Origin of the sequence: Burkholderia anthinoferrum, from assembly GCF_002925705.1 — a bacterium.
Lineage (GTDB): Bacteria > Pseudomonadota > Gammaproteobacteria > Burkholderiales > Burkholderiaceae > Burkholderia > Burkholderia semiarida.
The window spans coordinates 393082-418162 of the sequence record NZ_LFZP01000041.1 but is presented as its reverse complement, the minus strand read 5'-3'; the positions used below and the strand labels follow the sequence as shown (position 1 = coordinate 418162).

Below are 25081 nucleotides of genomic sequence, written 5' to 3'. Positions count from 1 at the left end.
CACTTCCTACGTCGTTCGCCGGCGGGCGCGTCAGTCGTCGGACCCGCCCGCGGTATCCGGCGCCTGCTCGGCGGCACCTTCACCCGGCTTGCGGTTTCGCGCACCGCCGCGGCGGCGCCGCTTGCGGGGCGATTTTTCCTTCGAGCCGCCCTGCGTGAGCAATGCCTCGCGAGCGGCCGCGTCGCCTTCGATGAAATCCGTCCACCACTGTCCGACTTCCGCATCGAGCTCGCCGGATTCGCAGCGTAACAGGAGGAAATCATACCCCGCTCTAAACCTTTGGTGTTCCAGCAGCCGCATCGCGCTGCGGCCCGAGCGTTTCTCGAGGCGCAGTTGCAGGCCCCAGATCTCGCGCATGTCGGCCGAGTAGCGCTTGTGGATCGCGAGTTTCTCGGTCTGCATGTCGAGCACGTCGTCCATCGCGCGATGCAGCGCCGGCACCGGGATTTCGCCCTCGGCCGTGTATTGCTCGAAGCGCTGGCGCATGTCGTGCCACAGCAGCGTCGCGAACAGGAAGCCCGGCGACACCGGCTTGCCGGCGCGCACGCGCGCGTCGGTGTTGTTCAGCGCGAGCGTGATGAACTTCTCGCCCTGCGGCTGTTCGAGCACGACGTCGAGCAGCGGCAGCAGCCCGTGATGCAGGCCTTCCTTGCGCAGCTTCTTCAGGCACGCGAGTGCGTGGCCCGACAGCAGCAGCTTCAGCATTTCGTCGAACAGGCGTGCGGCCGGCACGTTGTTGATCAGGTCGGCGAGCGCGTGGATCGGCTCGCGCGTATGCGGCTCGATCTCGAAATCGAGCTTCGCCGCGAAGCGCACGACGCGCAGCATCCGCACCGGATCCTCGCGGAAGCGCGTGGCCGGATCGCCGATCATCCGCAACAGGCGGGCGCGTACGTCGGCCATCCCGTCGTGGTAGTCGAGCACCGTCTGCGTCGACGGGTCGTAGTACATCGCGTTGATCGTGAAGTCGCGGCGCGCGGCGTCCTCGTGCTGCTCGCCCCACACGTTGTCGCGCAGTACGCGGCCGCTCGCGTCGACCGCGTGCGTGCGGCGATCGAGTTCGTCGCGCTTCAGGCGCCTCGGCGGCTCGGCCGTGGCCGCGGCCGCCTCGGGCGGCGCGTCGACCAGCGCGCGGAACGTCGACACCTCGATCAGTTCCTGGCCGAACTGCACGTGCACGATCTGGAAGCGGCGGCCGATCAGGCGCGCGCGGCGGAACAGGCGCTGCACCTCGGTCGGCGTCGCGTCGGTCGCGACGTCGAAGTCCTTCGGCGCGATGCCGAGCAGCAGGTCGCGCACCGCGCCGCCGACGATGAATGCACGAAAGCCCGCCTGCTGCAGCGTGTCGGTCACGCGCACCGCGTTCTTCGAGATCAGCGCCGGGTTGATGCCGTGCACGCTGGCCGGCACGACGGTCGGCTCATGGTTGCTGCGCGGTTTCTTCGCGCCGCCGCGAGCGCCCTTCGGGGCGCGCGGGGCGGCTGGGGCCGCTTCGTCGGCCGGGGCCGCGGCGGGAGGCGTTTGCTCGGTTTCGTCCTGGCCGAGCAGCTTGCGGATGAATTTTTTGATCACGACGTTCAGAAGAGATCGAGGATACGCCAGCCGCGGTTGCTTGCATGCGCGCGCAGCGTGTCGTCAGGGTTGGTCGCGATCGGGTCGGTGACTTTCTCGAGCAGCGGGATGTCGTTGTGCGAGTCGCTGTAGAAGTAGCTATGTTCGAAGTCGTCCCAGTGCTTGCCGAGCGATGCGAGCCATGCTTCGGTGCGCACGATCTTGCCTTCGCGATAGCTCGGCGTGCCGGTCGGCCGGCCCGTGTACGGCGAGTCGGGATGCCCGTCGGTCGTTTCGACCTCGCACGCGATCAGCGTGTCGACGCCGAACGCGGTCGCGATCGGACGCGTGATGAATTCGTTGGTGGCCGTCACGACGCAGCACAGGTCGCCGGCATCGACGTGCTTGCGCACGAGTTCGAGCGCGGCGGGCGTCATCGCGGGGCGGATCACCTCGTGCATGTACTGCTCGTGCCATTCGGCCAGCTGCGCGCGCGAATACTTCGCGAGCGGCGTGAGCATCGCGCACAGGTACGCGTGGATGTCGAGCTTGCCGGCCTTGTAGTCGGCGAAGAACTGGTCGTTCTGACGCGAGAAGCTTTCCGCGTCGACGATGCCGAGCTTCACCATGAAGCGACCCCATTCGTGGTCGCTATCGGTGGGGATCAGCGTGTGATCGAGGTCAAAGAGTGCCAGATTAGTCATGGAAGCGCATTTTACTCGAAGCGGTTCGGGCCCGTGCCCGGTGGTGTGATGTCGTCGCCGGGACGCGCGAGCATCCGGCGCAGCAGCGGCAGCGTGACCGCGCGTTTCTGCTCGAGCGAGAAGCGGTCGAGCGCGTCGAGCAAGGCCATCAGGCTCGGCATGTCGCGCCGGAAATGGGTCAGCAGGTACGCGGCGATGTCGTCGGTGAGCGCGATCCCGCGCTCCTTCGCCGCGAGCTTGAGCACGGCGATCTTGCCGGCGTCGGACGGCGGCGACAGGTGGAACACGAGCCCCCAGCCGAGGCGCGTGCGCAGATCCTCGCGCACGTCGAGCGCGAGCGGCGCCGCCGGGCCCGCCGCGACGAACGCGCTCGACGGGTGCGCGCGCACTTCGTTGAACAGGTTGAACAGCGCGACCTGCTGCGTGTCGCTCATCCGGTCGCAGTCGTCGATCGCGTAGATGCCGATGCGCGGGTCGAACGTGAACGCGCCGAGCGGGCTCTGCGGGCTCAGGTAGCGCGCATAGCCGTACGACGCGTCGCTCACGAGCGCCTGCAGCAGGTGGGTGCGGCCGCTGCCGGGCTCGCCCCAGATATAGAACGACCGGTCCGGCACGGGGCCGGCCGCGAGCGCGAGATCGAGCTTCTGCAGGCGCGTGACGAGCTCGTCGTTCTCCTCGCTCATGATGAAGTTGTCGAACGTGGCGGGCGGCGGCGTGCCGAGATCGAGCGTCAGTTGACGGGACACAGCAGTCACAGTGCGGATCGGTTGAAAAAACGCGTGCCGTACGCCGGGCGCGCGCGCGGGAAGGCGCCTCGGCCGGCTTCACGCGCGACCGTACGCACGGCGGCGCGGCGCGGGCTTCGGCGCGCTTCGCCCGGCGATGAAAACGGGGACGTGTTGACCAAGATGCAATCCCTGACGATTCGGTGCTCGGAATTCCGGCCAACGGGCCGGCTTCGGGTAAAATCGCATTTTACCGACCTTCTCGCATTCCCCCATGAATCCTCCGAAATCCGCTCCCGACGCTCAGGGTCTGTCCTATCGCGACGCAGGTGTCGACATCGACGCCGGCGACGCGCTCATCGACAAGATCAAGCCTTTTGCGAAGAAAACCCTGCGCGACGGCGTGCTCGGCGGCATCGGCGGGTTCGGCGCGCTGTTCGAAGTGCCGAAGAAGTACAAGGAGCCCGTGCTCGTGTCGGGCACCGACGGCGTGGGCACCAAGCTCAAGCTGGCCTTTCATCTGAACAAGCACGACACCGTCGGCCAGGATCTCGTCGCGATGAGCGTGAACGACATCCTCGTGCAGGGCGCCGAGCCGCTGTTCTTCCTCGACTACTTCGCGTGCGGCAAGCTGGACGTCGACACGGCCGCCACCGTCGTCAAGGGCATCGCGCAGGGCTGCGAACTGTCGGGCTGCGCGCTGATCGGCGGTGAAACGGCCGAAATGCCGGGTATGTACCCGGACGGCGAATACGACCTGGCCGGCTTCGCGGTCGGCGCGGTCGAGAAGAGCAAGATCATCGACGGCAGCACGATCGCCGAAGGCGACGTCGTGCTCGGCCTCGCATCGAGCGGCATTCACTCGAACGGCTTCTCGCTCGTGCGCAAGATCATCGAGCGCGCGAACCCGGATCTGTCCGCCGATTTCCACGGCCGCTCGCTCGCCGACGCGCTGATGGCGCCGACGCGCATCTACGTGAAGCCGCTGCTCGCGCTGATGCAGAAGCTGACGGTGAAGGGCATGGCGCACATCACCGGTGGCGGCCTCGTCGAGAACATTCCGCGCGTGCTGCGCGAAGGCCTCACCGCGGAGCTCGACCAGAAGGCATGGCCGCTGCCGCCGCTGTTCAAGTGGCTGCAGGAGCACGGCGGCGTCGCCGATGCGGAAATGCACCGCGTGTTCAACTGCGGGATCGGCATGGCCGTGATCGTCTCGGCGGCCGATGCCGACGCAGCGATTGCCGACCTGACCGCCGCCGGCGAACAGGTGTGGAAGATCGGCACCGTGCGTGCGACCCGCGAAGGCGAGGCGCAGACGGTCGTGGTCTGACGCATTGCCGCAGCAGATGCAGCAAGGAAAGCCGCCCGGGATGGATCCGGGCGGCTTTTTTTTCGGCCGCTCGAGCGCTCAGTATGGCCGGCGCACGCCGACGCTCAAGCGGCCGCTCGCGGTGCGTTCGCCGGGCGCGCGCCGGCCAGCAGCGGCGGCACGAGCAGGTACAGCAGCGCGGCGCCAGCCCACACGAGCCCCGGCCACGTCGTGCGCGTCGCCGCGTAGGTTGCGGTAACGACCAGCGGCCCCGCGACGCCGATCAGGCTCGCCACGCTCGCCAGCGTGCCTTGCAGTTCGCCCTGGCGCGTATCGTCCACCTGCCGCGCGAGCATCGCCTGCAACGCCGGCAGCGTCATGCCGCCGGCCGCGAACAGCGGCAGCAGTGCAAACGGCACCCATGAGGCCGTGGCGAACGCGATGACCACAAGCCCGAGCGCATCGCCTGCCAGCCCCAGTGCGAGCGCGCGCCGCTCGCCGAGCCGCGCGATCAGCGGCCCGATCGCGAACGCCTGCGCGAGCGTGTGGCATGCGCCGTAGCCGGCGAGCGACAGTCCGGCGACCGGCGTCGACCAGCCGAAATGCTCCTGGCCGTACAGGATCCACAGCGTCGCGGGCGCCTGCGACACGAGTGCCACGATCACGTAGATGCCGACCAGCGGTGCGAGCGCGGGCGCGCCGCTCAGCCGGCGCAGGCTCGCGAACGGGTTGAGCGTGCCGGCCGTCCGGCCTTCCCGGGCCGCGCGCGGCCGCGATTCCGGCAATGCACGCCACACGAGCACGAGATTCAGCGCGTTGAGCGACGCGGCCGCGACGAACGGCGCACGCAGGTGCAGCGCGCCGAGCAGCCCGCCGATCAGCGGGCCGGCGATGAAGCCGATGCCCATCATCGCGCCGAGCTGGCCGAAGCGCCGCGCACGGTCGGGTTCGGCCGTCACGTCGGTCACGTACGCGGTCGCGACCGCGACGTTCGCGCCGGTGATGCCGGCGATCAGCCGCCCGACGTAAAGCCACGTGAGCGTGGGCGCGAGCGCCATCAGCAGATAGTCGAGCGCGGCGCCCGCGAGCGACGCGAGCAGCACCGGCCGGCGGCCGAGACGGTCGCTCAGCGCGCCGAGCAGCGGCGCGCACAGGAACTGCGCGAACGCGTACAGCGCCAGCAGAATGCCGTAGTGGGTGTCGGTGCGGCCCGCAGTGGCGAGCGCGCGCAGTAGCCCCGGCAGGATCGGCATCACGATCCCGACGCCGATCGCGTCGAGCAGGACCGTGGCAAGAATGGCAATCAGGGACGGATTCAAGGGCATTACTCTATCGATGATAGAGTGAGGATTATTCCACAGTTTCCCTATCGGTGATAGAGATGAAGGACGCAGGCGCGCGGCTGACGCGCGACACGGTATTGCGCGCGGCGCTCGAACTGCTGAACGAAGTGGGCATCGACGCGCTGTCGACGCGGCGGCTCGCCGAACGGCTCGGCGTGCAGTCGCCGACGCTGTACTGGCATTTCAGGAACAAGGCCGAGCTGCTCGACGCGATGGCCGAGGCGATCATGCTCGAGCGCCACGGCGCGTCGCTGCCGAAACCCGGCGACGTGTGGGATGCGTGGCTCGCGGAGAATGCGCGCAGCTTCCGCCGTGCGCTGCTGGCTTATCGCGACGGGGCGCGCCTGCACGCCGGCACGCGGCCGCGCGCGCTGCATTTCAGCTCGATCGAACGCAAGATCGCGCTGCTCGGCGACGCGGGGTTCACGCCGGACGAAGCGGTCGACGTGATGGTCGCGATCGGCCGCTTCGTGGTCGGATGGGTGCTGGAAGAGCAGGCGGCGCCGGACGCGGACGCCGATGCGTCGCTGCCGGACGCGGCCGACTATCCGTTGTTCGCGAAAGGCTGGGCCGTGCTGCGCGAGCGCGGCGGCGACGAAGCGTTCGAGCGCGGCATCGCATGGATCGTCGACGGCGCGCGCGCGCGCCTGGTGGCGCGTCGGGCGGATTGAGCGGTCAGCGCGGCGTGCGGCCGTCGAGCACGCGTTCGAGCGCGTCGAGCGCGCGAGCCGTCGAATCCGGCGCGATGCAGTCGACGACGATCCGTTCCGGCATCGCGCGCAGCCACGTGATCTGGCGCTTACACAGCTGACGTGTCGCGAAGATGCCCTTGTCGCGCATCGTCCGGTAGTCGGTATCGCCGTCGAGGAATTCCCACGCCTGCCGATAGCCGACGCAACGCATCGACGGCAGATCGGGATGGAGATCGTCGCGGCGCCGCAGCCGCTCGACTTCGTCGATGAAACCCGCATCGAGCATCGCGTCGAAGCGCTGCGCGATCCGTGCGTGCAGCACCGCGCGATCCGACGGCTCGAGCGCGACCGGCACGAAGCGGTACGCGGCGGCCGCATCATCCGTGCGGCGCGGCGCGGCGAGCAGCGCCGACATCGGCTGCCCGCTCAGCATGAAGACTTCGAGCGCGCGCTGGATCCGCTGCGAATCGTTCGGCGCGAGCCGCGCGGCCGTGTCGGGATCGACCTGCGCGAGCCGCGCGTGCAGCGCGGGCCAGCCGTCGCGCGCGGCGTCGGCGTCGAGTGCCGCGCGGATCTCCGGGTCGGCTCGCGGCAGGTCGTTGAGCCCTTGCGTCAACGCCTTGTAGTACAGCATCGTGCCGCCGGCAAGCAACGGCGTGCGGCCGCGCGCGACGATCTCGCCGATCAGCCGCAGCGTGTCCGTGCGGAATTCCGCGGCCGAATACGCATCGGCCGGGTCGATGATGTCGATCAGGTGATGCGGCACGCTCGCGCGCTCGTCGCGCGACGGTTTCGCGGTGCCGATATCCATGCCGCGGTAGACGAGTGCCGAATCGACGCTGACGATCTCGATCGGGCGGCGCGCGGCGAGCGCCAGCGCCGCGGCGGTCTTGCCCGAGGCGGTGGGGCCGAGCAGGCAGGCGATCGTCGTCGGAGTGGGCTGCGAGGAAGCGCTCATTGCCCGCGCATGAAGAGACGGTCGAGGTCGTTCAGCGTGAGCTGGTACCAGGTCGGCCGGCCGTGATTGCACTGGTCCGCGCGTTCGGTCGCCTCCATCTGGCGCAGCAGCGCGTTCATCTCGTCGAGCGTCAGGCGCCGGTTCGCGCGCACCGCGTGATGGCACGCGAGCGTGCCGAGCAGCTCGTGCTGGCGCTCGGTGAGCACACGCGAGCCGCCGAACGCGTGCAGGTCGGCGAGCACCGCGCGCGCGAGCGATTGCAGGTCGGCATCCTTCAGCAGCGCCGGTACCGCCCGGATCGCGAGCGTCGTCGGCGACAGCACCGCGAGGTCGAAGCCGAGCGATTCGAGCGTGTCGCGCTCTTCCTCGACCGTGCCGATTTCGACCGGCGTGGCCGTCATCGAGATCGGCAGCAACAGCGACTGCACGGCGACCGAACGATCGGCGAGCGCGTTCTTGAACTGCTCGTACAGGATTCGCTCGTGCGCCGCGTGCATGTCGACGATCACGAGGCCGTACGCATTCTGCGCGAGCACGTAGATGCCGTGGATCTGGCCGAGCGCGAAGCCGAGCGGCTGCTCGTCGTGCGCGCCGGCGGCGAGCGGCGCCGCGGCGAAGCCCGGCAGCGGCGCGACCGGCGCGTCGGCCGTATCGCGGGCGACGAGCGTCGTGCCGTCCGGCGTGCCCGCGCCAATGTCCTTGCGGCCGAACAGCGCATCGTAGAGCGCGAGCGGCTGCGCGACGGGCAGCGTGCCCTGCGTCATCCGCGCCTGGCGCATCCAGGTATTGCCCGCCGACGATGAAGACGACGGCGACGAGAAGCCGCTGCCGCCTGCCGCGTGGCCCTGGCTTTGGCCGAGCGGCGTGTCGACGAACGACGCCGGCCCGCGCGGCGCCGGGGAGAGTTGCGCGGCATGGCCGCCCGCGGTGGTTTCCGGCGACGCGCCCGCATGGCGGGCAAGCGCACGCTGCACCGCATGGAACACGTACTGGTGGATCGAGCGCGAATCGCGGAACCGCACCTCGATCTTCGACGGATGCACGTTCACGTCGACGGCTTCGGGCGGCAGGTCGAGGAACAGCACGTACGACGGGTAGCGGTCGCCGTGCAGCACGTCCTCGTAGGCCGCCCGCACCGCGTGCGTCAGCAGCTTGTCGCGCACGAAACGGCCGTTCACGAAGAAATACTGCTGGTCGGCGCGCCCGCGGCTCGCGGTCGGCAGGCCGGCGCAACCGTACACGGCGAGCGGGCCCGCCCGCTCGTCGAGCGGCAGGTGCGCGGTCGCGAAGCCGTCGCCGAGGATCTTCGCGACGCGCTGCGCGGGCTCGGTCGCGTTCCAGTGCTCGACGGCCTTGCCGTTGTGCAGCACCGAGATCGCGACATCCGGCCGCGCGAGCGCCGCGCGGCGGATCATTTCGAGGCAGTGGCCGAATTCGGTCTGCTCGCTTTTCAGGAACTTGCGCCGCGCGGGCGTGTTGAAGTACAGCTCGCGCACCTCGATCGTCGTGCCGATCGAGCCGGCGGCGGGCGACAGCACGCCCGTCTGCGCATCGATCTTCATCGCATGCGCGGCATCGGCCGTGCGGCTCGTGATCGACATCTCGGCGACCGATGCGATCGATGCGAGCGCTTCGCCGCGAAAACCCAGCGTCGCGACTGCCTCGAGTTCCTCGAGCGAGCGGATCTTGCTGGTCGCGTGACGCATCAACGCGAGCGCCAGTTCGTCCGGCGGAATGCCGCAGCCGTCGTCGGTGATCGAGATGCGCTTGACGCCGCCTTCCTCCAGCACGATGCGCAGCGTCGTCGCGCCGGCGTCCATCGCGTTCTCGAGCAACTCCTTGACGACCGACGCCGGGCGTTCGACGACCTCGCCGGCGGCGATCTGGCTGATCAGCTGGTCGGGCAGGGGCTGGATCGCGCGCAGCGGGCGCGCGGCGGGGGTGGGCGCGGCGCCCGCGGCCGTTTCGGTGATATCGGACATGGCCGAATTATAGCGAGGCGGCGAACGTGTGCCGGCGCGAGCGGCCGTTACGTTTTTTCACGGACCCTTAAGGGAGTTTCGGTATCATCACCCCGTTGCACGCGCCGCCCTGGCCGGCAGGCGCGTCGGCCATCTCTGGCCTGTCCCGGCCGTTCCGGCCCCATCGCCTTCGAGGAATCGCATTTGGATACGCTGCTTCATTTCGTCAACCTTGTCCTGCATATCGACGCTTTCCTCGGCGATTTCATCCGGCAGTACGGCGCGTGGGTCTATCTCGTCCTGTTCCTGATCGTGTTCTGCGAGACGGGGCTCGTCGTCTTCCCGTTCCTGCCCGGCGATTCGCTGCTGTTCATCGGCGGCGCGTTCGCGGCGACCGGTGAAATGAACGTCGGCCTGCTGATCGTGCTGCTGCTCGTCGCGGCGATTACCGGCAACACCGTGAACTACCTGATCGGCCGCTGGGTCGGCCCGAAGGTGTTCAATACGCATATCCCGGTGCTCGAGCGGTTCCTCGATCGCGCCGCGCTGCAGAAGACCCACTCGTTCTACGACAAGCACGGCGGCAAGACGATCGTGCTCGCGCGTTTCATCCCGGTCGTGCGCACGTTCGCGCCGTTCGTCGCGGGCGCGTCGTCGATGAGCGTCGCGCGCTTTCAGTTGTTCAACGTGATCGGCGCGCTGGTGTGGGTGCTGCTGCTCGTGCTGCTCGGCTATTTCTTCGGCAACATCCCGTTCGTCCGTCAGTACCTGAACGTGATCGTGCTGGTCGGGATCGGCGCGGCGATCGTGCCGGTCGCGCTCGGCGCGGTGTGGAAGCTCGTGCGCGGGCGGCGCTCGAACGGGGCGCCGAAGGCGGGCGGGCGCTGACGCGACGCGCTTCGACGCAATAAAAAAGCGTGGCGGCGGCCACGCTTTTTTTCGTCCGCGCGGTTCGCCGTGCGGTTCGGCTGCTGCCGTCACGCGTTGCGTTGCGAGACCGGCGTTTCGGGCGTCGGATAGCCGGCTTCGCGGAACGTCTCGAGGATCACGCGGTTGGTGTCGCAGTACACCTGCCAGTAGTTCTCCGGTTGAGTCGACGGGCGCACGAACAGCAGCGGGCCTTCCGGCGTGAACTGCAGCACGCCGACATCCGGCGCCGGCACTTTCAGCACGTTCGGCACCAGCTGGATCTGCGTCTTCAGGCGGTTGATCGCATCGGCCGCATCGACGCTGTTCGCGATCTTCGCGGTCAGGTCGACGCGGCGGTGCGGCGTCGCGCTGTAGTTCGCGATGTTGTCCGAGAAGATCTTGTTGTTGCCGACGATCGTCACGATGTTGTCGGCGGTGATGATCGTCGTGCCGAACAGGCCGAGCTCCTTCACCGTGCCCGTGACGCCGCCCGCGCTGATCACGTCGCCGATCTTGAACGGGCGCAGCACCTGCATGAACACGCCGGCGGCGAAATGCGCGAGCAGGCCGCCCCAGGCCGTGCCGATCGCGAGGCCGAGGCCGGCGAGCAGCGCGGCGAACGAGGTCGTCTGCACGCCGAAGATCTGCAGGATCGCGAGGATCAGCAGGATCGTCAGCAACACGCCGACGACGGAGGTCAGGTAGTCGGTGAGTGTCGGGTCGACCTTGCCGCTGCGGCGTACGACCTTGCCGAGCAGGCGCGTGCCGATGCGGATCGCCCAGCGGCCGACGAACCATAAGACGATCGCGGCGAGGAGGTTGAGGCCGAAGTCGAGGCCGCGGGTCATCAGGAATTGCTGGGCGGTGGCGAGATCGATCATGCGTTCTCCGAAGTCAAGGGTAAAAGGGCGGCGCATGCACCGGAACGGGTGCGCTTTTATAACCTGACCGGCGAGCGGCGGGCAACCGGGCTGACATTGCTTGACGTAGTGAAAAACGGGCGGGACGTGGATGCGTGTGGCCCGTTTGAGGACGGCCTGTCGTGGCGCGCGGCGCGCGGCGGGCGTCGAGTGGCTTGCCGCGCCGCGCGGCCGTAGGTGCCGTCGAGGCTGGCGGTGTCGTCCTCGCCGAGATGCGTGCCCGACTGCACTTCGATCGGTTCGAGCCGAATCTTGCCGGGGTTCGCCGGACGGTGCGTCGTGCCGAGCGGGATGTCGGTCGGCTGGTTTTCAGTCAGATCGCGCCGCGGTGGCCGACGATGGCGCGGTGCTCGCGGCGAGGGCGATGCACGACGGGCAGCGGACGACGTTCGACGATGGGCATCAGCCGTTCAACGGCAATTTGCGCATGATCGCGTGCACGCATTCCAGCGGACCTGCCTCGCCCGTGCGCACATGCACGTCGGGCGATACCGGCTGCTCGTAGATCGATTCGATGCCGGTGAACTGCCGAAGGGTCCCTTGCCTTGCCCGCGCGTAGAGCCCTTTGGGGTCGCGCGCCTCCGCCACGTCGAGCGCGACGTCGACGAAGACTTCGAAGAACATGCCCTGCGGAAAACGTGCGCGCGCTTTGGCGCGTGCCTCGCGAAACGGCGAGATCTGGGCAACGATGACGACGAGCCCGGCATCCACCATCAGGCGCGCGACCTCGGCTGTCCGACGAATGTTCTCGTGGCGGTCTGCGTCGCTGAATCCGAGGTCCTGATTCAATCCTTCGCGAAGCCGATCGCCGTCCAGCAGAAAAGTCCGCAGACCGCGCGCATCGAGTTGCTGCTTCAGCAGGTTCGAGAGGGTCGATTTGCCGGCGCCGGAGATACCGGTGAGCCATACCACGAAGGCATGGTCCTGCTTCATGCTGGAAGGCACGGATGGATCGCGCGTGAGCGTGACAGGGGGAGAACTGGGGAGATCTTGAGCCATCTCGGATTCGATGTGCCGGTAACGGCCTCGTACTTTAATTGTGAAGCGGATTCATCCGTCGGCGAATTGTAGCGGTGCTTTTCAAAATTGGTAACTTGAATATTTTAATCAGGAATAAACGTTCGCCTTCAGTCGGCGTGACGGCGTGCGAGCATTGCCCGCACGGTAATGATTGCCGATCCGCCGTAATAATTCGAAATGAATGCGTGTCGCTGACAGGGTGCTCGACCGTGTGTCGATTATTGCCGTGGTTCCCGGTCGGGATGAATCGCAAGGGCATCGATTTTTTTATTCAGCGAAAACTGTGCTAGTGCGCAGAATCCGCTTTCGCCATGCGACTCCGTCGCTCATTATCGAATTGGGGAATTATCCGAGGTGTTTGCCCGATCGTATTCGTCGAGCGACGATTCGTATCGCTTTCGATTGATCTGGCAGTACCGGGCGTCGGCCCGGCGCAACCGGATCGGCGAAACGGCCGTATCGCACCGAAGTACTCGCCACCTGGACGCGCTCGATTCGTCAGAACTGCGGCATGTCACTTGTGCCGCGGCCCGAACGGCCGCTGCTGCACGTCGGCGCCGTGCGCGACGATCGCCATCCCCTCCGGCACTTCCTCCCACGCGCCGCGCAGGTCGACGAGCGGTTCCGACACGACCATGAACGCGTCGTCGCCGGCTTCGGCGATGCGCGGGTTATGTGGATACAGCTCGTGCAGATGCTTGAACGACGTGCTGTGGAACAGCGAGCGCGATTGCCGTTCGCTCGAATAGCGCACCGCGACGATCCGTTCGCCGTCGGTCGCGCAGATCGTCATGTTCAGCGGGTCGGTGACGCGATGCCGCGCGGCGGTTTCCTCGACCACGCCGACCATCCGTTCGAGCGCCGGCAGCGGCGCCTGCTCGAGACCGTACGTGAGCGCGAGGCGGAACATCAGCTCGGAGTCGGTCGAGCCTTCGAGCGTCGGGAACAGCGCGGGATCGACCTTCATCGTCAGGTCGCGGCGCAACTTGTGGAAGTCGCGGATCAGCCCGTTGTGCGCGAACAGCCAGCGGCCGTGACGGAACGGATGGCAGTTGGTTTCCTGCACGGGCGTGTCGGTCGCCGCGCGAATGTGCGCGATGAACATCCGCGAGCGGATCGCACGCGCGGCTTCGCGCAGGTTGCGATCGTTCCATGCGGGATGCACGGAGCGATAGCGGAACGGGAGTTCGTCGGGATGCCCGTACCAGCCGATGCCGAAGCCGTCGCCGTTGGTGGTCGTGGCGCCCAGCTCCGAATGCAGGCTCTGGTCGATCAGCGAATGCTTCGCGCGGAACAACACGGTTTCCAGATGGATCGGATTACCCGTATAGGCGAGCCAGCGGCACATGGAACGCTCCTTCACGATGTATCGTTCGCGCATGGTAGCCGACTGAGCGGCGATGCCGCATCGAGGCGCGTCACCGGCAATCGTCATACATGGCGGCCGCATACGCGCGATGGACCACCGTGCGGCCGCACTGCCGGCGTGACGCAACGCAGCCGTTCGACGCTGCGGTGCGGCACGACGGCAGTGCCGCACCGCGTCGGCTCAGTCGCCGAGCGCGTCCATCACACGCGCCGAATAGACGAGCGCCGCGCCGGCATTCAACGCAATCGCGACGCCGAGCGCTTCCGCCACTTCCTCCCGGGTCGCGCCATGCTTGGCCGCTTCGGCCGTGTGCACGGCGATGCAGCCGTCGCAGCGCGTCGTGACGGCCACCGCGAGCGCGATCAGCTCGCGCGTTTTCGCGTCGAGATGGCCGGTTTTGGCCCCGGCGCCGGACAGCGCCTGGTAGCCGGCCAGCGTGTCGGGCGACAGCTTGGCGATGTCGCCGATACGCGTCGAGAGCTCCTTCCGGTATTCGTTCCAGTTCAGCATGATGCGTCCTTTTTCGAGAAGAGTGACGAGCGCGGCGGCTGCCGCGATCTCGGGCGATGCAAGGCTATTCTGATCGCTCTCGATGAGGGTTTCGATAGGCGGGAGTGTCAATTTTTAGCGCAATCGTCTCATGGATGCATTGAGTCAACTGCTGTCGCTGGGTCGCAGCCATGTCGAGCTCGACGTGCGCTGCCTGCTCGACGGCCTGGTTCGCGATGCCGCACGGCCCGCTGCCGCCCGGCGAGGCGGCGTTCCACCTGGCGCCGGCTGGAACCTGCCGGCTGCGTGTCGCCGACGCACGCACGCTGCAACGCTCTGACGGCGATTTCGTGCTGTTTCCCGGCGCGGACGACGTGTTCATGCTCGCGTGCCGATGCGCGGCTCGGCCCGCCGGGCCAGGCCGTGCTGCAGGCGCCGGCGCAACCGTGGACGGTCGAGCCGCTCGGCGCCGCGGCCGCGATGTCGCGCGCCGAAGCTGCTACCATGCGCAAAACGCAGTTCAACGACAACGATTTCGAACAACAAGAAAGAGAGGGCAAAGCAATGAACCAGACCACCATCCAGCAACCGTCGTTCGCGTTCGTGGCCGCGTCGTGGGCCGCGCTGCTCGCCGGTTTCGCGGCATTCCTGATCGGGCTCTGGAACGCCGGCATGCAGCTCAACGAGAAGGGCTACTACTTCACCGTGCTGGTGTTCGGCCTCTATGCGGCGATCTCGCTGCAGAAGAGCGTGCGCGACCGCGCGGAAGGCATTCCCGTCACCGGCATCTACTACGGCCTCAGCTGGATCGCGCTGCTGCTGTCGATCGCGCTGCTGATCGTCGGCCTTTTCAACGCGACGCTGCAACTGAGCGAGAAGGGCTTCTACGCGATGTCGTTCGTGCTCGCGCTGTTCGGCTCGGTGGCCGTGCAGAAGAACACGCGCGACTTGCAGAACGCGAAGCCGCGCTATACCGACGCGGATTCCGCGCCGTCGATCCAGGAATAACGGCGCGCGCGGCGGGCGCCGGATCGACTTCGTCGAGATCGGCGCGAACACCGGCTACGACGAGGAGAGGAACGACGGCTTCGATCGCGTCGATGCGTCGCGTTGCGACATCGTCGGATTCTGCGATGCCGATTGCCGGCCGGCCCGCGACTGGCTCGAGCACCTGCTCGCGCCGTTCGCGCGCGACGCGATCACCTGTCGCGGTGGCGGGGCGGACCGGCCATGCACCCAACGTGTACGCGATCGACCGCGGCAACCATACCGTGTTGTGGAGCGACGCCCGGGGCGATGCGGCGGTGGTCGCTGGACGGCTCGATTCACGCGGCAATCGGCCGGGCGCGTTGCAGGATGCGCTGAATCGTCCGGCGGGGATGGTCGTCGCGCCGAACGGCGATCTGCTGGTCGAAGTCGGTGACGACGGAATCGTGCGATGGCGCGCGTCGGGCGCGCCGTGGCGCAGGTGCCGGTTGCGGCGGCGATGTCCGGAGGGGCCGTGGAGGCAAACTTGCGGCAGCCGTGAGGGGCAGCGCGATCGACGTTTGCGGGGGGCTTCATCGGCGCTGGCGGGTCTCAGCGAAGGGCGTCCAACGCGGCAAAGGCGACAGACGCAAAAAAGCCTCCGCGAGGGAGGCTTTTTTGCACTATCGAAGATAGTTGGTAGGGTGGGAGGGACTCGAACCCTCGACTCTCTGATTAAAAGTCAGATACTCTAACCAACTGAGTTACCACCCCACGTTCTTGAAACCTGCTGGTTCGTTGCCTCGACAACTTGGGCAGCGACCTAAAGAGCAAAAGATTATAGCGACGGGTTGATGGACTGTCAACAACGCGCCACGATAATTATTTGATCGTTTCGAGCTTGCCCTGCGCCGTCTGCGCCGCGTTCGACCCGGCGTACTGCGACACGACCTGCTCGAACGTCTTCTTCGCGGCCGCCTTCTGGCCTTGTTCGAGCTGGTTCGTGCCGATCGCCACGAGAGCGTCGGCCGCGCGCGGATGTTGCGGGAACTTGCTGACGATCCCTTGCCACGTCGCGGTCGAACCACGGTAGTCGCGCAGCGCGTATTGCGCGTTGCCGTACCAGTACTGCGCGGTCGGCTGATAGGGGCTCTGCGGATACTTCGCGATGAACGCGCGGAACGAAGCCGCCGCCGCCTTGAAGTTGCCGTTGCGGAACTGCTGCTGCGCCGCGCTGAGCGCATCCGTTTCACCCGGCTGCACGGTGCCTTCGACACCATCGATCGTCGCCTGCTGCGGCTCGAACTTCTTGAGCCGCGTGTCGAGATCCTGGTAGTACTCCTTCTGCTGCCGCTCGAGCGTCGTCAGCCGGTTCGTCAGATCCTCGTTCTCGCCGCGCAGCGTCGCGACCTGCTGGTTCAGCTGGTCGATACGGCCGGATTGATCGAGGATCGTACGCTGGGCGGCCGACAACTGGCTCGACAGATTGTCGCTCTTGCTGCGCAGATCGAGCACGGCGCGGCGCGCCTCGTTGTCGTCGAACATGCCGGCGTGCGCCGGCGCGGCCGACCACGCCGCGCCCGCGACGCAGAATGCTGCGGCAACGCGCAGCCAGGTTGAACGGTGCGTCATACGGCGATTCTTCCGTTACTTACTGTTGGTAGACGAGGTCGGCGCGACGGTTCTGCGCCCACGATGCTTCGTCGTGACCCGTTGCCTGCGGCTTTTCCTTGCCGAGGCTCACGGCTTCCATTTGCGAGTCGTTCACGCCGAGCAGGGCCATCGCACGGCGGACGGCTTCCGCACGCTTCTGGCCCAGCGCGAGGTTGTACTCGCTCGTGCCGCGTTCGTCGGTGTTGCCCTGGATCAGCACGTGACGCTGCGGATGGCTCTTCAGGTACTGCGCGTGCTGCTGCATCAGCGGCTGGTACTCGTCCTTCACCGAATAGCTGTCGAAGTCGAAGTAGATGCTGCGCTTCGCGAGCGGGCTGTTCGGATCGTTCAGCGGATCGACGTTCACTTGCGCGACGTTGTCGGCGCTCGGCTGCGTGCTGACTGCGCCCGCGTTGTTTGCCTTGTCGTCGAGCTTCACGCCCGACTTGCACGCGGCGAGCGCGCTGATCATCATCACGGCCAGGGCCAGACGAGCTTTATTCGACATCATGGTTACTCTCCTTGTGGTCATTGCATGAAGGGCCCCCACGACGGCTCGCGAACGGAGCCGCCCTGGACGGACAGGATCTGCGGCGGCGCGCTGCCGTCGGAAGGCACGGCGGCCAGAACGTTGCGGCCACCCGACTGGGTAGCGTACAGAAGGTACTGGCCGTTTGCCGCGAAGCTCGGCGATTCGTCGCGATTGGTATTCGTGATGGCGTTCGCCGCGCCAGTCTGCAGATCCTGAACGTACAGCTTGAAGCCCCCACCCGTGCGGGAGATGTAAGCGAGCAGCTTGCCGTCCGGGCTCACGCGCGGGCTCGTGTTGTAGCTGCCGGTGAAGGTCACGCGCTGCGCGGCACCGGCGCTTTCACCCTGTGCGGGCATCCGGTAGATCTGCGGCGCACCGCCCCGATCGCTCGTGAAGTAAATCCAGCGGCCGTCCGGCGAGTAGAACGGCTCGGTATCGATCGAACTGCTCTGCGTGAGACGGCGCAGGCCGCCCCCGTTCGCGTTGACCGTATAGATTTGCGTATTGCCCGTCAGCGACAGCGCGACGGCGAGCGTGTTGCTGTCCGGCGACCACGCCGGCGCGCTGTTGTTGCCCTTCTGGTCGGACACCATGTAGCGGCGGCCGGTCGGCAGGTCGTGGATGTAGACGATCGGCTTCTTGCGCTCGAACGATACGTACGCGACCTTCGTGCCGCTCGGCGACCAGGCCGGCGAGATGATCGGTTCGGTGCTCGACAGCGCGATGCGCGCGTTCTGGCCGTCCGAATCCGAAATCTGCAGCTGGTAGCGATTGCCCGTCTTGATCACGTACGACAGGCGCGTGGCGAACACGCCGCGCACGCCGAGCAGCTTCTGGTAGATGTAGTCGGCGATCTTGTGGCCGGCCGTGCGCAGCGTGGTGTCGGTGGCCGTCAGCGACAGGCCGCCAAGGCTTTGCTGCTTCACGGTGTCGTACAGGATGAAGTTGACCTTGTACTGGCCGTTCGCGTCGCGGTTCACGCTGCCGGCGACGAACGCGTTCGCGCCCTTGGCCTTCCATGCGCCGAGATCGACCGAGGCGGTCTCGGGCACGGGCGTGCTGCCTGCGTCGATGTTGGTGAACTTGCCGCTGCGGGCGAGGTCGGCGCGCACGATCGACGTAACCTGCTGCGGCAGGTTCGCCTCGTTCGTGAAATTCGCGGTGGCGATGGGGAACTGGGTCGACCCGACACCGGTGATCAGCACGTTGACCTGGGCGTTAGCGGCGCTGCCCGCCGTAATCAGACACGAGGCCACGAGTGCCCTGAAACCTAGCTTTGTCATCAAACTCATGCTTCTTGCTTCCCGTATGGCTTGGATCGCTGCGCAACCGCAGAGACAGTAAAAATACCCGATTCGTTCCCATCCGACAGCGACGCCCGGAGTGTAAGCGCATTTCGCTTCACTCCGCCGCCTTGAAGGTAATCGTAATGTCGGACGGGGTACGGCCGTTGGAATCGGGCGGCAACGGGACCGACGCGTGGATTGCATTCACCACGGCTTGATCCCACCCCGAATTCCCGCTCGAGCGGGAGACCGATGCGTTCAATACGTCACCGGACGGCGTGCACCGAATCTTGACGACGGTGGTCAGGCCTGCCCGCTCGCCGCCCCAAACGATGTTCGGCTTGACGCGGCGGCGCACCTTGTCGGCATAGCCGGGCGTCGCGGCATTGCCGCCGGAGCCCGTGCCGGTGCCGCCTTTCGCCAGGCCGTCGCCGCCGCCTTCGCCGGCGCCGGACAGGCCTTGCAGTTGCGCGAGTCGCGCGCTGCGCTCGCGGTCGAGCTTCGCGTTCGCCGCCGCATTGGCCTTCGCGCGCGCCGCGGCTTCGGCCTTCGCCTTGGCCTGGGCTTCCGCCTTGGCCTTCGCGGCTGCGTCGGCCTTCGCCTTCGCCGCCTGCTGTGCTTCGAGTTGCGCCTGCTTTTGCTGCTGGAGCTTCTGTTGTTCGAGTTTCTGCTGCTCGGCGAGCTGCTGTTGCCTGAGCTTCTCGGCCTGCTTCTGTTTGTCGCGTTCCGCGGCCTTCTGGGCGGCGAGGGCGGCCGCCTGCTGCGCGGCGAGCTGCGCACGCCGGGCTTCCTCTTCCTGCTGGGCCTTCAGTTGCTGGGCGCGGCGCTGCTGCTCGAGCAACGCTTCCCGCGCGGCCGCTTCCTGCTGACGCTTCTTCTGCTGCAGCGCGATGTCGGCCTGTTCGTCGCGCACCGGGGCAGGGGGCGGCGCGACCTTCGCGGGCGGCGCGGGCGTGACCACCGGCCGCGGCGCGGGGACGTCGGGCACTTCGGTCCACAGCTCGGCCTCGGCGCCGGCCGGCGTGCTGTTCTGCCACTGCACGCCGTGATAGAGGAACAGCGCGAGCAGCACGTGCATCAGCGCGGCGAGCGCGAACGCGCGCCATGTCCCGCGCTCGCGGGGAGGCTGGAGCGGGTACGCGGATCTGCGCGTGGATTGCTGCCGGTTCATTGCGATTTGACGAGGAGGCCGACGCGCTTGACGCCGCGCGCCTTCAGATCGGACATCACGGTCATGACGGCATCGTACTGCACGGTCTTGTCGGCTGCGATCACGACCGGCTGGTCGGGGTGATCGGCCTGCCGGGCCGAGATGAAGCTGTCGAGCTCGGCCTTCGTCATCGTGTCTTCCTGGGTCGCGCCCGAGTCGCCCTTGTACTTGACGCTCATCGTGCGGTCGGCCTTGATGTTGACGACGACGGGCGGCGTCTGCTCTTGCGGCGCGGCATTGCCGACGGTGGGCAGGTTGATGATCGACGGGGCGACGAGCGGTGCGGTGACCATGAAGATCACGAGCAGCACCAGCATCACGTCAATGTACGGCACGACGTTGATGTCGGCCATTGCGCGGCGCGAGCGGCCGCCGCGCATGCTGGATCGGATGGGGCTTCCTGCCATGGCGCGCTCCTTACTGGGCCTGACGCTGCAGGATGTTCGAGAACTCTTCGATGAAGGTCTCGAAGCGGATCGCGAGGCGATCGATGTCGTGCGCGTAGCGGTTGTACGCGACCACCGCCGGAATCGCGGCGAACAGGCCGATCGCGGTGGCGACGAGCGCCTCGGCGATGCCCGGCGCGACGTTCGCGAGCGTGGCCTGCTGCACGTTCGCGAGGCCGCGGAACGAGTTCATGATCCCCCAGACCGTGCCGAACAGACCGATGTACGGGCTGACCGAGCCGACCGACGCGAGGAACGCGAGGTTCGCCTCGAGCACGTCCATTTCACGCTGGAACGACGCGCGCATCGCGCGGCGCGCACCGTCGAGCACGAGGCCCGGGTCGCTCAGGCGCTTTTCCTTTCCCTTCAGGAATTCGCGCATCCCCGATTCGAAGATCCGCTCGAGTGCGCCGATCGTATGGCGGTTGTTGGCTGCGCTCTGATACAGCGCCTGCAGGTCGCCGCCCGACCAGAAGTCCTTTTCGAAGCGTTCGGTCTGCGCGCGCGCGCGGCGGATGGCAAACCATTTGCGGAAGATGAAGGTCCACGACATCAGCGACAGCAGCAGCAGCAGCCCCATCACGGCCTGGGCCAGCACGCTCGCGTTGAGGACGAGGGAAATGATCGACAGGTCTTGAACAGTATTCATAGAGGTTTGAGTAACGTCCCTTCGGGGGTGCCCGGCAAGGGCGTCCGGTGTGCGTGCGGCGCGGCGCGCCGGCCATGCCTGACGCCGAACCTTGCTTAGTATCGAATCAGAACGGCAAGTTCATAGGCTGTGTCTAAACGGCGCTCATGCGAGCTTCGTTGACAAACCAGTCTGCCCGGCGTCGATGACGGGCCCGCGTTGCAGCGCGTCGAGCACGGCCGGCGGGATGGCCGCGGGCCGGATGCCGTGACGGTCGACGCAGCCGAGGCGGATGTGCCCGACCACGAGCAGCGTGTCGCCACACCAGGCTTCCTGCGTGAATTCCACCGACGCGCGGCCGATGCGTCCGGGCCGGCTCGTGATCGTCAACGTGTCGTCGAGTCGCGCCGGCGCGCGGTAGTCGAGCGACGTGTTGCGCACGATGAAGATCGCACCGGTATCGTCGGCGAGCCGACGCTGGTCGACGCCGCAGGCGCGAAGCCACTCGGTTCGGGCGCGTTCGAAGAACTTCAGGTAGTTGGCATAGAAGACGATGCCGCCTGCGTCGGTATCCTCGTAGTACACGCGCACCGGCCAGGTAAAGCCGGACGGCGCTTCCGGGGAGCGGGTGGGCTGAGTCATGGCGCGCATTCTACCGGAAGGCAAAGACCGGATTCGTAACCGATTCGTAACGGAATGTAGTGCGTCGTGGCACACCGTCATGGCACACCGCGGGCCGGCCGGAGGCGGGCCCGCGGCTGCGGGCGACGTGTCAGCCGCGATGGACCGTGAGGCCGGCCGGGGCTTGCGCGACCGGCATCATTTCGATCGTGTTGATGTTGACGTGCGCGGGGCGCGTCGCAATCCAGTAGATCGTGTCGGCGATGTCCTCGGCGGTGAGCGGCTGGACGTTCTGGTAGACGTTCGCCGCCTTTGCATCGTCGCCGCGGAAGCGGACGTTCGAGAATTCCGTGCCGCCGCACAGGCCCGGCTCGATGTCGGTGACGCGCAACGGCGTGCCGATCAGGTCGGTGCGCAGGTTCAGGCTGAATTGTCTGACGAACGCCTTGGTCGCGCCGTACACGTTCCCGCCCGGATACGGATAGGTGCCGGCCACCGAGCCCAAGTTGAAGATATGGCCGCGACCGCGCGCGATCATGCCGGGCAGCAATGCGTGCGTGACGGTCACGAGGCCCGAGCAATTCGTGTCGATCATGGTCTGCCACTCGTCGAGGCTCGCCTTCTGGGCCGGCTCGACGCCGAGTGCGAGGCCGGCATTGTTGACGAGTACGTCGAGCGCCGCGAATTCGGCGGGAAGGGCGGCCGGCACGGCCTCGACGGCCGCGCGGTCGCGCACGTCGAGCTCGAGCGGCAGCAGGGCGTCGCCGAGTTCGGCGGCGAGCGCGTCGAGACGGTCCTTGCGGCGTGCGGTCGCGACGACGCGATGGCCGCCCTTGACGAAGGCACGGGAGATGGCGGCGCCGAAGCCGGCGGACGCGCCTGTGACGAACACGATCATTGCTGCTCCTGGTCGGTAACGGAATAGCGGGTGGAATCCCGCAAGCCTACTGAGAATGCCGCACCGCGGCAAGGCGGCAAAGCGTGTCGGCACGGGCGCGTAGAGTCCGGCCCCAATTGATTCGGGCGCCCTGCCGCGCGGTTGCCTATTCATGACGCATCCAATACACTAATGCGCTCATCACCCCTGCGTGACTGGCGATAGAACCCTTCGGGTTCAAGGTGGAGCATCCCACCGTGAAGCGCGGGGCGCCGTTTTTGCCGTTCGCCTGGGCAGCCGTTGTGCGCCGTCGCGTGCATCGCCGGTGGCTGTCCTGCCTCGCGTCATACGGATTCTTCCGCCACGTCGAGCTGGTCTCGCCAGCAGCGCACCGTACTCGGCCACTCCGGTCAACCTGTACACACTTAACGGAAACCGTATGTTTGACAGAGCCCAAAGCACCATCGCGAACGTCGATCCCGAAATCTTCGCAGCGATCGAGCAGGAAAACCGCCGCCAGGAAGATCACATCGAGCTGATCGCGTCGGAAAACTACACGAGCCCGGCCGTGATGGCCGCGCAGGGCTCGCAGCTCACGAACAAGTACGCGGAAGGGTACCCGGGCAAGCGCTACTACGGCGGTTGCGAGTACGTCGACGTGGTCGAGCAGCTGGCGATCGACCGTGTGAAGCAGCTGTTCGGCGCGGAAGCCGCGAACGTGCAGCCTAACTCGGGTTCGCAGGCGAACCAGGGCGTGTTCTTCGCGATGCTCAAGCCGGGCGACACGATCATGGGCATGAGCCTCGCGCATGGCGGCCACCTGACGCACGGCTCGCCGGTGAACATGTCGGGCAAGTGGTTCAACGTGGTGAGCTACGGCCTGAACGAAAACGAAGACATCGACTACGACGCGGCCGAGAAGCTGGCGAACGAACACAAGCCGAAGCTGATCGTCGCGGGTGCGTCGGCGTTCGCGCTGAAGATCGATTTCGAGCGTCTGGCGAAGATCGCGAAGTCGGTCGGCGCGTACCTGATGGTCGACATGGCCCACTACGCGGGCCTGATCGCGGCGGGCGTGTACCCGAACCCGGTGCCGCACGCGGATTTCGTGACGACGACGACGCACAAGAGCCTGCGCGGCCCGCGCGGCGGCGTGATCCTGATGAAGGCCGAGTACGAGAAGCCGATCAACTCGGCGATCTTCCCGGGTATCCAGGGCGGCCCGCTGATGCACGTGATCGCGGCGAAGGCCGTGGCGTTCAAGGAAGCGCTGTCGCCGGAGTTCAAGGCATATCAGCAGAAGGTGGTCGAGAACGCGCGCGTGCTGGCCGAAACGCTGGTCAAGCGCGGGCTGCGGATCGTGTCGGGCCGCACGGAAAGCCACGTGATGCTGGTGGACCTGCGTGCGAAGAACATCACCGGCAAGGCAGCGGAAGCGGCACTCGGCGCGGCGCACATCACGGTGAACAAGAACGCGATCCCGAACGACCCGGAAAAGCCGTTCGTGACGAGCGGCATCCGTCTCGGCTCGCCGGCGATGACGACGCGCGGCTTCGGGCCGGCGGAAGCCGAGCAGGTCGGCAACCTGATCGCCGACGTGCTGGAGAACCCGGAAGATGCGGCGACGATCGAGCGCGTGCGCGCGCAGGTCGCCGAGCTGACCAAGCGTTTCCCGGTCTATCGCTGATCGCCGATGCGCTGCCCGTTCTGCCGGCATGACGACACGCAGGTCGTCGACTCGCGCGTGTCCGAAGATGGCGCCGCGATTCGGCGGCGCCGCCGCTGCTCGGCTTGCGACAAGCGCTTCACGACGTACGAGCGGGTCGAGTTGTCGCTGCCGTTCGTCGTGAAGAAGGACGGCAGCCGCACGGAATTCGACCGTCGCAAGATCGTCGCCAGCATGCAACTCGCGCTGCGCAAGCGGCCGGTTGCCGCCGACGCGATCGATGCGGCGGTCGCCCGCATCGAATATCAACTGCTCGCGACTGGCGAGCGTGAAGTGCGTAGCGAGAAGCTGGGCGAGCTCGTGATGAACGAGTTGCGCGGCCTCGATACGATTGCCTATGTGCGCTTCGCATCGGTGTATCGCCAGTTCGAGGATGTCTCCGAATTTGCCGACGTGATCGAAGAGTTCCGTCGCGCCTCTCCCGCCAAGACCCCGCGTAAGCGCTGACGCGCTGCGTTCGTTCATCGTCTGCTCCGTTGGTTCGATTCGCGCCGATTGTGTCGGTCGCGATCGCATGTCGCCAGTCGGCCGTTCGGCCAATGGCGTGCGTCCGCACGCGCCGCTACAGTCGTCGCATCACCGTGGCGGAGGACGATTGCGATGGAACCTGGCGCTCAATCCTTGAAGAATGTGGTGCAACGATCGGGCGGATTCACGCTCGTCGAGCTGATGGTCGCCCTGTCGCTGGCGGCGGGCCTGGCGCTCTATGCGGTGCCCACATTCGACCAGTGGCGCATGCGTGAACGCGTGGATGCCCGCTCGCGCGCGCTGCTCGGTGCGCTGTCGTTTGCGCGTACCGAGGCAACGCGCCTCGGTACGCGCGTCACGCTGTGCCGCGCCGGGCGCGACGGCGCCTGCCTGCGTGCCGGAGAGCGGTGCGATCCGGCCGAATGGTCGTGCGACTGGATCGTCAGCGGGCAGGTCGACGGGTACTCGCGTGTGCTGCGACGCTATCCGCGCGATGCGGAAGTGGCCGTCGTGGGCGCCGCGCATGAGCTCGCGTTTGCGCCGCCGGCCGGCCAGTCGATCGGCGGGATTCGGCGTTTCGAGTTGCGTCCGAGGCGCGGCGTGTCCGATGCCGACGACGCGCGCGCATCGCGTTGCGTGCGCATCGCGGCCGGCGGCCGCGCGCGGCTGGTCGCCGGCCGCTGCGACGCGGCATGATCGCCATGCGCCATGCGCCATG

The 25081-nt window shown here is 67.0% G+C and carries 26 protein-coding genes, 1 tRNA gene, 2 pseudogenes and 1 riboswitch; of the genes and pseudogenes, 9 read left to right on the top strand and 20 right to left on the bottom strand.

What is annotated here, in order from left to right:
- Nucleotides 1-30 precede the first annotated feature (30 nt).
- From pcnB to hda, 3 genes are read right to left on the bottom strand one after another with little or no spacing between them, the layout of a single operon-like run.
- Entirely contained in the window at nt 31-1572 is a 1542-nt protein-coding gene (pcnB, locus tag C5F75_RS15360; RefSeq protein WP_104012418.1) for a polynucleotide adenylyltransferase PcnB, read from the bottom strand.
- 5 nt (nt 1573-1577) lie between these two features.
- A complete protein-coding gene (locus tag C5F75_RS15355) occupies nt 1578-2255 on the bottom strand; it encodes a histidinol-phosphatase (protein ID WP_011656045.1) in 678 nt (225 codons plus the stop codon).
- An 11-nt stretch (nt 2256-2266) separates the two neighbouring features.
- Nucleotides 2267-3001, bottom strand: coding sequence for a DnaA regulatory inactivator Hda (gene hda, locus C5F75_RS15350; RefSeq protein WP_059574276.1), 735 nt, complete (start codon nt 2999-3001; stop codon nt 2267-2269).
- A 253-nt stretch (nt 3002-3254) separates the two neighbouring features.
- Between hda and purM the strand changes: the two genes are divergently transcribed.
- Entirely contained in the window at nt 3255-4310 is a 1056-nt protein-coding gene (gene purM, locus C5F75_RS15345; RefSeq protein WP_059574275.1) for a phosphoribosylformylglycinamidine cyclo-ligase, read from the top strand.
- 104 nt (nt 4311-4414) lie between these two features.
- Here purM and tet read toward each other — a convergent pair whose 3' ends face one another.
- On the bottom strand, nt 4415-5614 hold the full coding sequence (tet, locus tag C5F75_RS15340; protein WP_104012417.1) for a Tet(A)/Tet(B)/Tet(C) family tetracycline efflux MFS transporter: 1200 nt from the start codon (nt 5612-5614) through the stop codon (nt 4415-4417).
- Between the two features lie 56 nt (nt 5615-5670).
- Between tet and tetR the strand changes: the two genes are divergently transcribed.
- Nucleotides 5671-6303: a tetracycline resistance transcriptional repressor TetR gene (gene tetR, locus C5F75_RS15335; RefSeq protein WP_104012416.1), complete on the top strand. Its 633-nt coding sequence runs from the start codon at nt 5671-5673 to the stop codon at nt 6301-6303.
- A 4-nt stretch (nt 6304-6307) separates the two neighbouring features.
- Here the strand turns inward: tetR and miaA are convergent, their stop codons facing one another.
- Together miaA and mutL are read right to left on the bottom strand one after the other, a co-directional pair.
- Nucleotides 6308-7282 carry a tRNA (adenosine(37)-N6)-dimethylallyltransferase MiaA gene (miaA, locus tag C5F75_RS15330; RefSeq protein WP_104012415.1) on the bottom strand — a complete coding sequence of 325 codons (975 nt, stop codon included), beginning with the start codon at nt 7280-7282 and terminating at the stop codon, nt 6308-6310.
- Entirely contained in the window at nt 7279-9264 is a 1986-nt protein-coding gene (mutL, locus tag C5F75_RS15325; RefSeq protein WP_059574271.1) for a DNA mismatch repair endonuclease MutL, read from the bottom strand. The genes miaA and mutL overlap by 4 nt, the downstream gene beginning before the upstream one ends.
- Before the next feature lie 183 nt (nt 9265-9447).
- On the opposite strand from mutL, the gene C5F75_RS15320 reads away from it, so the two are divergent.
- Complete coding sequence (locus C5F75_RS15320; protein ID WP_059574270.1) at nt 9448-10131, top strand: DedA family protein; 684 nt, start codon at nt 9448-9450, stop codon at nt 10129-10131.
- Between the two features lie 89 nt (nt 10132-10220).
- On the opposite strand, the gene C5F75_RS15315 is transcribed toward C5F75_RS15320, so the two are convergent.
- From C5F75_RS15315 to C5F75_RS15295, 5 genes and pseudogenes are all read right to left on the bottom strand, one after another.
- Nucleotides 10221-11033 carry a mechanosensitive ion channel family protein gene (locus C5F75_RS15315; protein ID WP_059574269.1) on the bottom strand — a complete coding sequence of 271 codons (813 nt, stop codon included), beginning with the start codon at nt 11031-11033 and terminating at the stop codon, nt 10221-10223.
- 200 nt (nt 11034-11233) lie between these two features.
- Nucleotides 11234-11389, bottom strand: a pseudogene (locus tag C5F75_RS37225) (mannose-1-phosphate guanylyltransferase/mannose-6-phosphate isomerase); the annotation flags it as partial.
- 85 nt (nt 11390-11474) lie between these two features.
- Complete coding sequence (gene cysC / locus C5F75_RS15305) at nt 11475-12005, bottom strand: adenylyl-sulfate kinase (RefSeq protein ID WP_060011431.1); 531 nt, start codon at nt 12003-12005, stop codon at nt 11475-11477.
- A 601-nt stretch (nt 12006-12606) separates the two neighbouring features.
- Nucleotides 12607-13440, bottom strand: a complete 834-nt coding sequence (locus tag C5F75_RS15300) for a class II glutamine amidotransferase (RefSeq protein WP_060965615.1) — start codon at nt 13438-13440, stop codon at nt 12607-12609.
- 201 nt (nt 13441-13641) lie between these two features.
- Nucleotides 13642-13971, bottom strand: coding sequence for a carboxymuconolactone decarboxylase family protein (locus C5F75_RS15295; RefSeq protein WP_059574266.1), 330 nt, complete (start codon nt 13969-13971; stop codon nt 13642-13644).
- A gap of 130 nt (nt 13972-14101) precedes the next feature.
- Between C5F75_RS15295 and C5F75_RS15290 the strand changes: the two are divergent.
- The 3 genes and pseudogenes from C5F75_RS15290 to C5F75_RS37630 form a co-directional block, all read left to right on the top strand.
- Nucleotides 14102-14390 (top strand): annotated as a pseudogene (locus tag C5F75_RS15290) (cupin domain-containing protein); the annotation flags it as partial.
- Nucleotides 14391-14514: 124 nt separating this feature from the next.
- Nucleotides 14515-14958, top strand: a complete 444-nt coding sequence (gene yiaA, locus C5F75_RS15285; protein ID WP_059642197.1) for an inner membrane protein YiaA — start codon at nt 14515-14517, stop codon at nt 14956-14958.
- The gene (locus tag C5F75_RS37630) at nt 14921-15373 is read left to right on the top strand and encodes a glycosyltransferase (protein WP_316252117.1); all 453 of its coding nucleotides are present in this window, start codon (nt 14921-14923) and stop codon (nt 15371-15373) included. Before yiaA ends, C5F75_RS37630 begins: the two co-directional genes overlap by 38 nt.
- 240 nt (nt 15374-15613) lie before the next feature.
- On the opposite strand, the gene C5F75_RS15275 is transcribed toward C5F75_RS37630, so the two are convergent.
- The 9 genes from C5F75_RS15275 to C5F75_RS15235 form a co-directional block, all read right to left on the bottom strand.
- Nucleotides 15614-15690 (bottom strand) — tRNA-Lys (locus tag C5F75_RS15275).
- Between the two features lie 108 nt (nt 15691-15798).
- Nucleotides 15799-16548: a tol-pal system protein YbgF gene (gene ybgF, locus C5F75_RS15270; protein WP_006484965.1), complete on the bottom strand. Its 750-nt coding sequence runs from the start codon at nt 16546-16548 to the stop codon at nt 15799-15801.
- A 19-nt stretch (nt 16549-16567) separates the two neighbouring features.
- On the bottom strand, nt 16568-17080 hold the full coding sequence (gene pal / locus C5F75_RS15265) for a peptidoglycan-associated lipoprotein Pal (protein WP_006484980.1): 513 nt from the start codon (nt 17078-17080) through the stop codon (nt 16568-16570).
- A gap of 17 nt (nt 17081-17097) precedes the next feature.
- On the bottom strand, nt 17098-18393 hold the full coding sequence (gene tolB / locus C5F75_RS15260; RefSeq protein ID WP_059574261.1) for a Tol-Pal system beta propeller repeat protein TolB: 1296 nt from the start codon (nt 18391-18393) through the stop codon (nt 17098-17100).
- A gap of 109 nt (nt 18394-18502) precedes the next feature.
- Nucleotides 18503-19558: a cell envelope integrity protein TolA gene (gene tolA, locus C5F75_RS15255; protein WP_059642107.1), complete on the bottom strand. Its 1056-nt coding sequence runs from the start codon at nt 19556-19558 to the stop codon at nt 18503-18505.
- Nucleotides 19555-20004, bottom strand: a complete 450-nt coding sequence (tolR, locus tag C5F75_RS15250; protein WP_006484943.1) for a protein TolR — start codon at nt 20002-20004, stop codon at nt 19555-19557. The genes tolA and tolR overlap by 4 nt, the downstream gene beginning before the upstream one ends.
- Before the next feature lie 10 nt (nt 20005-20014).
- Nucleotides 20015-20692 carry a protein TolQ gene (gene tolQ, locus C5F75_RS15245; protein ID WP_059574259.1) on the bottom strand — a complete coding sequence of 226 codons (678 nt, stop codon included), beginning with the start codon at nt 20690-20692 and terminating at the stop codon, nt 20015-20017.
- 144 nt (nt 20693-20836) lie between these two features.
- Nucleotides 20837-21322 carry a tol-pal system-associated acyl-CoA thioesterase gene (gene ybgC / locus C5F75_RS15240; RefSeq protein ID WP_059574258.1) on the bottom strand — a complete coding sequence of 162 codons (486 nt, stop codon included), beginning with the start codon at nt 21320-21322 and terminating at the stop codon, nt 20837-20839.
- A gap of 121 nt (nt 21323-21443) precedes the next feature.
- Complete coding sequence (locus C5F75_RS15235; protein WP_059574257.1) at nt 21444-22190, bottom strand: SDR family NAD(P)-dependent oxidoreductase; 747 nt, start codon at nt 22188-22190, stop codon at nt 21444-21446.
- A 180-nt stretch (nt 22191-22370) separates the two neighbouring features.
- A riboswitch (ZMP/ZTP riboswitch) is annotated at nt 22371-22471 on the top strand.
- Nucleotides 22472-22608: 137 nt separating this feature from the next.
- Here C5F75_RS15235 and glyA point away from each other — a divergent pair.
- From glyA to C5F75_RS15215, 3 genes are all read left to right on the top strand, one after another.
- Complete coding sequence (glyA, locus tag C5F75_RS15225) at nt 22609-23856, top strand: serine hydroxymethyltransferase (protein WP_059574256.1); 1248 nt, start codon at nt 22609-22611, stop codon at nt 23854-23856.
- A gap of 6 nt (nt 23857-23862) precedes the next feature.
- The gene (gene nrdR, locus C5F75_RS15220; RefSeq protein ID WP_050011738.1) at nt 23863-24342 is read left to right on the top strand and encodes a transcriptional regulator NrdR; all 480 of its coding nucleotides are present in this window, start codon (nt 23863-23865) and stop codon (nt 24340-24342) included.
- A 153-nt stretch (nt 24343-24495) separates the two neighbouring features.
- Nucleotides 24496-25059: a GspH/FimT family pseudopilin gene (locus C5F75_RS15215; RefSeq protein WP_104012414.1), complete on the top strand. Its 564-nt coding sequence runs from the start codon at nt 24496-24498 to the stop codon at nt 25057-25059.
- The last annotated feature ends 22 nt before the right edge of the window (nt 25060-25081 follow it).